The sequence below is a fragment of the Ideonella sp. A 288 genome (genome assembly GCF_002198735.1).
Taxonomy (GTDB): Bacteria; Pseudomonadota; Gammaproteobacteria; order Burkholderiales; family Burkholderiaceae_C; genus Pseudaquabacterium.
Map to the genome: position 1 here is coordinate 25,054 of NZ_MWLO01000070.1, position 8,679 is coordinate 33,732.

9 protein-coding genes and 1 riboswitch are annotated in these 8,679 nt (G+C 70.7%); all 9 genes read right to left on the bottom strand.

The window, feature by feature from the left end:
- Positions 1 to 30 precede the first annotated feature (30 nt).
- Positions 31 to 133, bottom strand: a riboswitch (TPP riboswitch).
- Between the two features lie 49 nt (positions 134 to 182).
- Genes EOINJALH_RS05415 through EOINJALH_RS05455 form a run of 9 tightly spaced genes read right to left on the bottom strand, consistent with a single transcriptional unit; the run spans position 183 to position 8,502 of the window.
- Entirely contained in the window at positions 183 to 1,220 is a 1,038-nt protein-coding gene (locus tag EOINJALH_RS05415) for an NAD(P)/FAD-dependent oxidoreductase (protein ID WP_088279306.1), read from the bottom strand.
- Between the two features lie 17 nt (positions 1,221 to 1,237).
- On the bottom strand, positions 1,238 to 1,561 hold the full coding sequence (fdxA, locus tag EOINJALH_RS05420; protein WP_088279294.1) for a ferredoxin FdxA: 324 nt from the start codon (positions 1,559 to 1,561) through the stop codon (positions 1,238 to 1,240).
- 44 nt (positions 1,562 to 1,605) lie between these two features.
- Positions 1,606 to 2,355, bottom strand: coding sequence for a uroporphyrinogen-III C-methyltransferase (gene cobA, locus EOINJALH_RS05425; protein WP_088279295.1), 750 nt, complete (start codon positions 2,353 to 2,355; stop codon positions 1,606 to 1,608).
- 10 nt (positions 2,356 to 2,365) lie between these two features.
- Positions 2,366 to 3,694 carry a sulfate adenylyltransferase subunit 1 gene (locus EOINJALH_RS05430; RefSeq protein ID WP_088279296.1) on the bottom strand — a complete coding sequence of 443 codons (1,329 nt, stop codon included), beginning with the start codon at positions 3,692 to 3,694 and terminating at the stop codon, positions 2,366 to 2,368.
- The gene (gene cysD / locus EOINJALH_RS05435) at positions 3,694 to 4,653 is read right to left on the bottom strand and encodes a sulfate adenylyltransferase subunit CysD (RefSeq protein ID WP_088279297.1); all 960 of its coding nucleotides are present in this window, start codon (positions 4,651 to 4,653) and stop codon (positions 3,694 to 3,696) included. Before cysD ends, EOINJALH_RS05430 begins: the two co-directional genes overlap by 1 nt.
- Positions 4,650 to 5,402, bottom strand: coding sequence for a phosphoadenylyl-sulfate reductase (locus tag EOINJALH_RS05440; RefSeq protein WP_088279298.1), 753 nt, complete (start codon positions 5,400 to 5,402; stop codon positions 4,650 to 4,652). The genes cysD and EOINJALH_RS05440 overlap by 4 nt, the downstream gene beginning before the upstream one ends.
- Before the next feature lie 42 nt (positions 5,403 to 5,444).
- The gene (locus tag EOINJALH_RS05445) at positions 5,445 to 5,999 is read right to left on the bottom strand and encodes a DUF934 domain-containing protein (RefSeq protein WP_088279299.1); all 555 of its coding nucleotides are present in this window, start codon (positions 5,997 to 5,999) and stop codon (positions 5,445 to 5,447) included.
- A 14-nt stretch (positions 6,000 to 6,013) separates the two neighbouring features.
- Positions 6,014 to 7,711 (bottom strand): nitrite/sulfite reductase, encoded by a 1,698-nt coding sequence (locus EOINJALH_RS05450; protein WP_088279300.1) that lies wholly within the window; start codon positions 7,709 to 7,711, stop codon positions 6,014 to 6,016.
- Between the two features lie 23 nt (positions 7,712 to 7,734).
- On the bottom strand, positions 7,735 to 8,502 hold the full coding sequence (locus EOINJALH_RS05455) for a sulfite exporter TauE/SafE family protein (RefSeq protein ID WP_088279301.1): 768 nt from the start codon (positions 8,500 to 8,502) through the stop codon (positions 7,735 to 7,737).
- Between the last annotated feature and the right edge of the window lie 177 nt (positions 8,503 to 8,679).

The following is an 8,679-nucleotide window of genomic DNA, read 5'->3' on the forward strand; positions in this document are numbered from 1 at the left end:
AAGCTGGAGAACGGCCCTGCGGAGGCATGGCGTTGTGTCTGGCTGCTTCCCTGCGCGAGGATTACCTCAGTCAGGTTCAAAGGGACTTTCTCAGTCGCACCGCGTGAACGGCACAACACCCCTAGCGAAGCCGCGCGGCGCAATTGCACCGTGCGGGGACCAGAATTATGAACGAGCGTCGATCAACCCCGCGCCACGCCCAGCAATTGGTGCAGGCGGGGGCTGGTGGTGGTGTATTGCTGCAGCACCGCCTGGCCCGGGCGCAGGCGCTGCGCAGCGCCATAGGCAGCGAGCGTGGCCTCGTGGAAGCCGCAGACGATGAGCTTGCGCTTGCCGGCGTAGGTGTTGATGTCGCCGACCGCGTGGATGCCCGCCACGCTGGTCTGGAACTGCGCGGTGTCGACCACCAGCTGGCGGCGCGACATGGCCAGGCCCCAGTCGGCGATCGGTCCAAGCCTTGGGCTCAGGCCCAGCAGCACCAGCACCGTGTCGGCCGGCAGGCCCACCGGCTTGCCGTCGGCGTCGATCAGCTGCAGGCCGGTGAGGCGGCCGTCCGCCACGTCGATGCCCACCGGTTGTGCCGCGACGAAGCGCAGGCGGCCGTCGGCGCAGGCCTGGCGCATGCGGGCCACCGTGTCGGGCGTGGCGCTGAAGGCGTCGCGGCGGTGCACCAGGGTCACGCTGGCGGGCACGGCGTCGCCGGCCTCGATCAGCCCCAGGGTGTCGGACAGCGCCTGCTCGTCATCGCCGAACACCAGCACCTGCTGGCCAGCCAGCGCCGCCTGCGCGGGGGCACGGTGGAAGACCTGGCGGTCGACGAAGAGCTCGATGCCATCTACCTTGAGCGGCTTGGGCTGGAAGGCGCCCACCCCGGCGGCGATGAACACCGCGCGGCACAGGAAGCGCATGCCGGCACTGGTGTGCAATGCGAAGCGACCGTCGGCCTGTGGCTGCAGCGACACGATGGTCTGGCCCAGGTGCAAGGCGGTGCCGAACGGTCTGATCTGCTCGAGCAGACGGTCGGCCAGCTCGTGGCCGCTGCACACGCGGATGCCGGGGATGTCGTAGATCGGCTTGTCGGGGTAGAGCTCGACGCATTGGCCGCCCGGGGCGGGCAGCGCATCGACGATGTGGGCACCGATCTCCAGCAGGCCCAGCTGGAAGGCCTGGAACAAACCGACCGGGCCGGCGCCGATGACGACGGCGTCGGTCTCGATCATGGGCAGGTGGAACAAGCTCAGCGGATCAGCTCGGACAGCTTGTTCTTGCGGTCTTTCCACTCATCGGCGTCGGGCAGGGCGGGCTTGCGCTTGGTGATGCTGGGCCAGCCCTTGGCCAGATCGGCATTGAGCTTGATGAAGGCGATCTGGTCGGCCGGCACGTCTTCCTCGGGCAGGATCGCGTTGACCGGGCACTCGGGGATGCACACGGCACAGTCGATGCACTCGTCCGGGTCGATGGTCAGGAAGTTCGGGCCTTCGCGGAAGCAATCGACAGGGCACACATCGACGCAGTCGGTGTACTTGCAGCGGATGCACGATTCGAGGACGACGTGTGTCATGGGGAGGCTCGGGAAGGTTTCAGTGGCAGCACGAACGCACGATTTTAAGGCGCGTGCGTTTGCGTCGCGGCTCGAGGCCGGTCAAATGCTGGGGTCTTCGACGCGATGGCCTCGGCGCCGGCGCCCACCGTCACCACGGCCGGCCGGCCGGCGTGCAGCACCGCGGCGTCGGCCAGCGAACCCACCTGATGGGCGCTGGTGATGGCATCGGGCCAGCCCGCTCGCGAGACGACGCAGGTGGCGGCGTCGGCGGGCCAGCCGGCGTCCTGAAGGCGCCGCGACAGCGCGGCGAGTTGCCGGCCGGCCATGTAGAAGACCTCGGTGTCGGCGGTGCGGCCGGCCTGAAGGGCGCCCTGGCGCGTCATCGCGGTGCTGAGGCTGACGCTGCGGCCGCGGCCGCGGCGGGTGAGCGGGCGGGCGCTGTCGGCGGCGGCGGCCAGCGCGGCGGTGACGCCGGGCACCACCTCGAAGCCGATGCCGTGTTCGTGCAGCGCGGCCATTTCTTCTTCGAGCCGGCCGAAGACGCTGGGGTCGCCGCCCTTGAGCCGCACCACGCAGCCGTGGCGGCGGGCCTCGCGCACCAGCCGCGCGTTGATCGCCGCCTGCTCGGCCGCGGGGCCGAAGCCGCGCTTGCCGACGTTCACCCAGCGCGCCTGGGGCGCCAGTTCGCGCAGCGCGGGGTCGGTCAGCGCGTCGTGCAGCACCACCTCGGCCTGGCCCAGGTGGCGGGCGCCGCGCAAGGTGATCAGGTCGGCCGCGCCGGGGCCGGCACCGATGAAGACGACATGGCCCATGCCGCTGATCTTAAGCTGCCGCGCGCACCAGCAAGGCACCGCTGGTGCGGTTGCTGGTGGGGTCAACCATGATCAACGCACCGCCGACGCGGTTCTGCGCATAGGGCTCCACCGGCAGCGGCTGCTGGAACTCGACCGTGACCTGGCCGATCTCGTTGACGGCCAGTTCGTGGGCGTCCAGCGGCTGCAGGTCGTGGATGTCCAGGCGGTGGTCGATGGCGGTGATGCGCGCCTGCACCCAGCGGTTGCCGTGCCGCACCCAGTACTTGCGGCCCACCTGGGCCGGCTCGGTGTCCAGCCAGGCCAGCGTGGCCTCGACGCGCTGCGCGGGGCGCAGGCTGCCGGGGCTGGCGATCCAGTCGCCGCGAGAGATGTCGAGCTGGCGGTCCAGCACGAGGCCGGCCGATTCGCCCGCCTTCGAAGAGTCCACCGTCGAGCCGGCGCGGCGCACCTCGGCCACCACGGCGATCTCGCCGCTGGGGAACACCTGCACCGCGTCGCCGGCCTGCACGCTGCCGTGGGCGATGCGGCCCCAGAAGGTGCGCGGCTGGTGGCCGGTGCCGTCGCCTTCGCGGGCCACGTACTGCACCGGCAGCAGCATCTCGCCCTGGGTGCGTTCCTGGGTGGTCGGCAGGCTCTCCAGCAGTTGCAGCAGCGATGGGCCGCGGTACCAGCCGGAGTCCATCGGCAGCGCCACGTTGTCGCCGCGCAGGGCGCTCACCGGCACGATGCCGGACAGGCCCGAGAGCCGGGCCTCGCGCACGAAGGCCAGCAGCGCATCGCGCGCCGCCTCGAAGGCGGCCTGCGGGTCGTCCACCGCATCGAGCTTGTTCACCGCGAAGACGATGCTCGGCACGCGCAGCAGGTGCGCCAGCAGCGCGTGGCGGCGGGTCTGCGGCAGCAGGGCCACCGGGCGATGGCGCCAGTCGAGCTTGGTGATGTCCACCAGCACCACCGCGGCGTCGCTGCCGGCGGCGGCGGTGACCATGTTGCGGGTGTACTGCTCGTGGCCCGGCGCGTCGGCGATGATGAACTTGCGCCGCGGCGTGGCGAAGTAGCGGTAGGCCACGTCGATGGTGATGCCCTGCTCGCGCTCGGCCTCCAGGCCGTCGGTGAGCAGCGACAGGTCGATGGGCTCGCCGGCGGCGCGCTTCTCGAGCGTGTCGAGCTGGTCGGCCAGGATGGCGCGGCTGTCGAACAGCAGGCGGCCGATCAGCGTGCTCTTGCCATCGTCGACGCTGCCGGCGGTGAGGAAGCGCAGGGCGCGGTGGTCGGTCACGGTGGCGGGGTCGGCGGCCGCGGCCTCGTCGCGGGGCGCGGTCTTCAGCACGGCGTTCATCAGAAATACCCTTCTTTCTTGCGGCGCTCCATCGAGGCGTCGGAGGTGCGATCGTCCATGCGCGTGGCGCCGCGTTCGCTGACGGTGACGGTGAGCGTCTCGGCAACGATCTCGGCGGCGTTGGCGGCGGTGCTTTCCACCGGGCAGGTGCAGGTCATGTCGCCCACGGTGCGGAAGCGCACGGTGGCAGTTTCCACCGTCTCGCCGGCCTCGGGCGGGGTGACGTCGGTCAGCGGCACCAGCAGGCCCTTGCGGCGGATCACCTGCCGCTCGTGCGCGTAGTAAAGATCGGGCAGCGGGATGTTCTCGCGGGCCAGGTACAGCCACACATCGAGCTCGGTCCAGTTGCTGATCGGGAAGCTGCGGAAGTGCTCGCCGGGGCGGTGGCGGGTGTTGAACAGCGTCCACAGCTCGGGCCGCTGCTCCTTCGGCTGCCACTGGCCGAAGCCGTCGCGGTGGCTGAAGATGCGCTCCTTGGCGCGGGCCTTCTCCTCGTCGCGACGGGCGCCGCCGATCAGGCAGTCGAAGCGGTGTTCCTCGATGGCCTCGAGCAGCGTCACCGTCTGGTGGCCATTGCGCGATTCCAGCGGGTGCGCCAGCCGCACGGTGCCGCGCTGCATCGAATCCTCGAGGTGGCCGACCACCAGGCGCTCGCCCATCTCGGCGACGCGGCGGTCGCGGAACTCGATCACCTCGGGGAAGTTGTGGCCGGTGTCCACGTGCAGCAGCGGGAAGGGCAGGCGGCCCGAAAAGTCGTTGCCCTGCACGCGGTTCTTGAAGGCCTTCTCGGCCAGGCGCAGCACCACGCACGAGTCCTTGCCGCCCGAGAACAGCAGCGCCGGGCGTTCGAAGGTGGCGGCCACCTCGCGCAGGATGAAGATGGCCTCTTCCTCCAGCCAGTCGAGGTGGCGGTGGTCTAGCTCGGGCAGCAGTTGGTCGAGGTTGACGCGTGCGTTCATGCCGCGGCTCCTTGGGTCAGGGGTGATGCATCGGCGGCCGGGTGCACGTGCAGGCCGCATTCCTTGAGAGACTCGTCCTCCCACCACCAGCGGCCGGCGCGGAAGTCCTCGCCCACGGCGATGGCGCGGGTGCAGGGGGCGCAACCGATGCTGGGCATGAACTCGTCGTGCAGCGGGTTGTAGGGCACGCCGTTGGTGGCCACGTAGTGCCACACGTCGGCCCAGCTCCAGTCGGCCAGCGGGTTGAGCTTGGTGCGGCCCTGGTCGTCGGGTTCGGAGAAGGGCACGTCGCCGCGGGCGTTGGACTGCTCGCGCCGCAGGCCGGTGACCCAGGCCGCGCGGCCGGCCAGCATGCGGGCCAGTGGCTCGAGCTTGCGCAGGCCGCAGCAGGCCTTGCGCAGCGCCAGGCTCTTGTACATCGCCTCGTCGCCATTGGCGCGCACGAAGTGCACGACGGCCTCCTGCGGCGGCGCGAACACCTCCACCGGCAGGCCGTAGTGCTGCTGGATGCGGGGGATCAGCGCCAGCGTCTGCGCGTGCAACTGCCCGGTGTCCAGCGTGGCCAGCGCGATGGGCAGTTCGTGCCGCGCGATCAGGTCGGTGACGACCATGTCCTCGACGCCGAGGCTGGTGCTCTGGACGATGCGGCCGTGGTACTCGCTGGCGGCTGACTGCAGCACCGCCACGGCATGGGCGACGCGGGAGTCGAAGCCTTCGCTGGGGCGGGCGTAGAGCGCGATGGCGGTCATGTCAGTACCGTCCGGCCACGTGCGCTTGGGATTGCCGTCATGTCAGATGCCCTGGCCGGCAAACTGCTCAGCCTCGTCGCGCCGGCGCGCCTGGCTGGCGGCCAGTTCCTGGGCCAGGTCGCGGGCGAAGGCCGGCAGCTTCTGCACCACGTCGCCCTGGTAGTGGCCGACGAAGTAGCCCAGCGCGCGCTGCGCCGATTCGAGGTTCTGGTCGGCGCGCAGCTTGACGGCGTCGACGCCGCAGCGCTGAAGCAGCGGCAGCATGTCGACGAGCACGTCGCCCACCGCGCGGATCTCGCCGGTGTAGCCATGGCGCTGGCGCAGCAGCCGGGCCTGGCTGTAGGCGCGGCCGTCGGTCCACTTGGGGAACTGCAGCGCCACCAGCTTGAGCCGCGGCAGGTCGGCCGCCAACGCGGCCACGTCGGCCGTGTTGGCCAGCAGCACGCCGGTGGCAAAGTGCGCCGGCCAGGTCTCGCGCACGGCATGCCATTGCTCGAGCGTGAGCAGCGCGTGGCCATAGGGTTGCGGGTGCGACACGGGGCCGTCCTCGCCGCCGCGGGTGTGCCAGGGGTCGAGCTGGGTGCGGATGAATTGCATGGTGGGGTGTCCTTTCAGGCAGCAAGGTCGGCCGTGGCCTGACGCTGGGCATCGGCGGCGGTCTTGAATTCGGCCAGGCCGATGCGGCGGCAGGTGTCGATGAACCGCTCGCCCAGGCGGCGCCGGGCGCGGTAGGTGTCGATCACGGCCTCGATCACGTCGGGCACCTCGTCGGCGGCGAAGGACGGGCCGATCACCTTGCCGGGGATGGCCGGGCCGCTCTGGGTGGAGCCGTCGGAGCCGCCCAGCGTCACCTGGTACCACTCGCTGCCGTCCTTGTCGACGCCGAGGATGCCGATGTGGCCGCTGTGGTGGTGGCCGCAGCTGTTGATGCAGCCGCTGATGTGCAGGTCGATGTCGCCGATGTCGTACAGCGCGTCGAGGTCGTCGAAGCGCTCGGTGATGGCGGCGGCCACCGGGATCGAGCGGGCGTTGGCCAGCGCGCAGAAGTCACCGCCCGGGCAGTTGATCAGGTCGGTCAGCAGGCCGATGTTGGGCGTGGCGAAGCCGGCCTCGCGCGCCGCCTGCCACAGGGCGCGCAGGTCGCTCTCGCGCACCCAGGGCAGCAGCAGGTTCTGGTCGTGCGTGACGCGCAGTTCGGCATGGCTGTAGGTCTCGGCCAGCGCGGCGGCCAGGTCCATCTGGTCGGCCGTGACGTCACCGGGCGCCTGGCCGGCGCGCTTGAGCGACAGCGTGACGGCGCGGTAGCCGCTCACCTGGTGCGCGTGCACGTTGCGGGCGAGCCAGCGGGTGTAGGCCTGCGGGCGGTCGGTGTCGTCGCCGGCCGGGGCGATGGCCGTGGTGATCGGCTGCACGCCGGCCGGCCGCACGAAGCAGGCGGCCACGCGGTCGAACTCGGCCTGCGGGATCAGCTGGGCCGTGCCCTCGGCCAGGATCTGGCGGAATTCCTCGGCCACGGCGTCGAAGTACTTCTTCCCCTCGGCCTTGACGAGGATCTTGATGCGCGCCTTGTACAGGTTGTCGCGGCGGCCGAAGCGGTTGTACACGCGCACGATCGCCTCGAGGTACACGAGGATCTGCTGCCAGGGCACGAAGTCGGCGATCTCGCTGGCGATCACCGGCGTGCGGCCCATGCCACCGCCCACCAGCACGCGGAAGCCCACTTGGCCGGCATCGTTGCGGCGCAGGTGCAGGCCCACGTCGTGCCAGGCGGTGGCGGCGCGGTCCTCGGTGGCGCCCGACACCGCGATCTTGAACTTGCGCGGCAGGAACGCGAACTCGGGGTGCAGCGTGCTCCACTGGCGCAGGATCTCGCAGTAGGGCCGCGGGTCGATCAGCTCGTCGGCGGCGACGCCGGCCAGCGCGTCGCTGGTGATGTTGCGGATGCAGTTGCCGCTGGTCTGGATGCCGTGCATGTCCACGTCGGCCAGCAGGTCCATCACGTCGGCCGCCTGGGTGAGCGGGATCCAGTTGAACTGCAGGTTCTGCCGCGTGGTGAAGTGGCCATAGCCACGGTCGTGGGTGCGGGCGATGACGGCCAGCTGGCGCAACTGCCGGGCGTGCAGTTCGCCGTAGGGCACGGCCACGCGCAGCATCGGCGCATGGCGCTGCACGTACCAGCCGTTCTGCAGGCGCAGCGGGCGGAAGTCGTCGTCGGCCAGTTCACCGCGCAGGTGGCGCTCGAGCTGGTCGCGGAACTGGGTGGCGCGGGCGCGGACGAACTGGCGGTCGAAGTCGGTGTAGGCGTACATGGGGTGCGCTTTCGTGCGGGGGATCAGTGGATGACCTTGAGGCCGGCGGTGACGAGCGAGGCGCACAGCAGGGTGCGCACCCACACCTCGGGCAGGGCCTTGGTGAGGCGGGCGCCGAGCCAGATGCCGGGCAGCGAGCCCACCAGCAGGGCGGTCAGCAGGCCCCATTCGACGTGGCCCAGCGTGGCGTGGCCGATGCCGGCCACCAGCGTCAGCGGCACGGCGTGGGCGATGTCGGTGCCCACCAGGCGAGCGGCCGGCAGGCGCGGGTACAGCAGCAGGATCAGCGTGGCGCCCACCGCGCCAGCGCCGATGGAGCTGAGCGACACCAGCACGCCCAGCAGCACCCCGGCGGCCACGGTGAGGCGACGCTGCCGCGCCTCGGGCAGCCAGCGCTCGAGGCGCAGCCCCAGCGCCAGCCAGGTCTTCTTGTAGGCGACCACCACGGCCGTGAGCAGCAGCGCGATGCCCAGAGAGAAGGTCAGCGCCGCGGCCCAGCCCTTGGTGATGCCGGTGAAGTGCATCAGCGCGATCGTGGCCAGCGCGGCCGGGATGCTGCCGGCCAGCATGCGGCCGGCGATGCGGTAGTCGACGTGGCCGTGTCGGTGGTGGGCCCAGGCGCCGCCGGTCTTGGTCAGGCCGGCAAACCACAGGTCGGTGCCGATGGCCACCGCCGGGTGCAGCTTGAACACGCCAATCAGCAGCGGCGTCATCAGCGAACCGCCGCCCACGCCGGTCATCCCGACGATGGCGCCGATGCCGAACCCGCTGATGACCGCAATCCCGTCCATGAACCCACCACGTCCGGCCCCATGGCCGGTGAAGGCGCGACTGTAGGGAGGCTCTATATAGATTGGAACGACTTTCTCGTTGTCTGCATATTCCTCATGAGCATATGACCTGGCTTTCTACAATCGGCCGATGAACCGACGCCTCGCGCTCGCCGGTCTGGCAAGCCGACAACAGGG

Bases quoted from the DNA above. Each gene is read 5' to 3' on its own strand.
- EOINJALH_RS05415 (WP_088279306.1), bottom strand. From the start codon at position 1,220: ATGATCGAGACCGACGCCGTCGTCATCGGCGCCGGCCCGGTCGGTTTG.
- fdxA (WP_088279294.1), bottom strand. From the start codon at position 1,561: ATGACACACGTCGTCCTCGAATCGTGCATCCGCTGCAAGTACACCGAC.
- cobA (WP_088279295.1), bottom strand. From the start codon at position 2,355: ATGGGCCATGTCGTCTTCATCGGTGCCGGCCCCGGCGCGGCCGACCTG.
- EOINJALH_RS05430 (WP_088279296.1), bottom strand. From the start codon at position 3,694: ATGAACGCCGTGCTGAAGACCGCGCCCCGCGACGAGGCCGCGGCCGCC.
- cysD (WP_088279297.1), bottom strand. From the start codon at position 4,653: ATGAACGCACGCGTCAACCTCGACCAACTGCTGCCCGAGCTAGACCAC.
- EOINJALH_RS05440 (WP_088279298.1), bottom strand. From the start codon at position 5,402: ATGACCGCCATCGCGCTCTACGCCCGCCCCAGCGAAGGCTTCGACTCC.
- EOINJALH_RS05445 (WP_088279299.1), bottom strand. From the start codon at position 5,999: ATGCAATTCATCCGCACCCAGCTCGACCCCTGGCACACCCGCGGCGGC.
- EOINJALH_RS05450 (WP_088279300.1), bottom strand. From the start codon at position 7,711: ATGTACGCCTACACCGACTTCGACCGCCAGTTCGTCCGCGCCCGCGCC.
- EOINJALH_RS05455 (WP_088279301.1), bottom strand. From the start codon at position 8,502: ATGGACGGGATTGCGGTCATCAGCGGGTTCGGCATCGGCGCCATCGTC.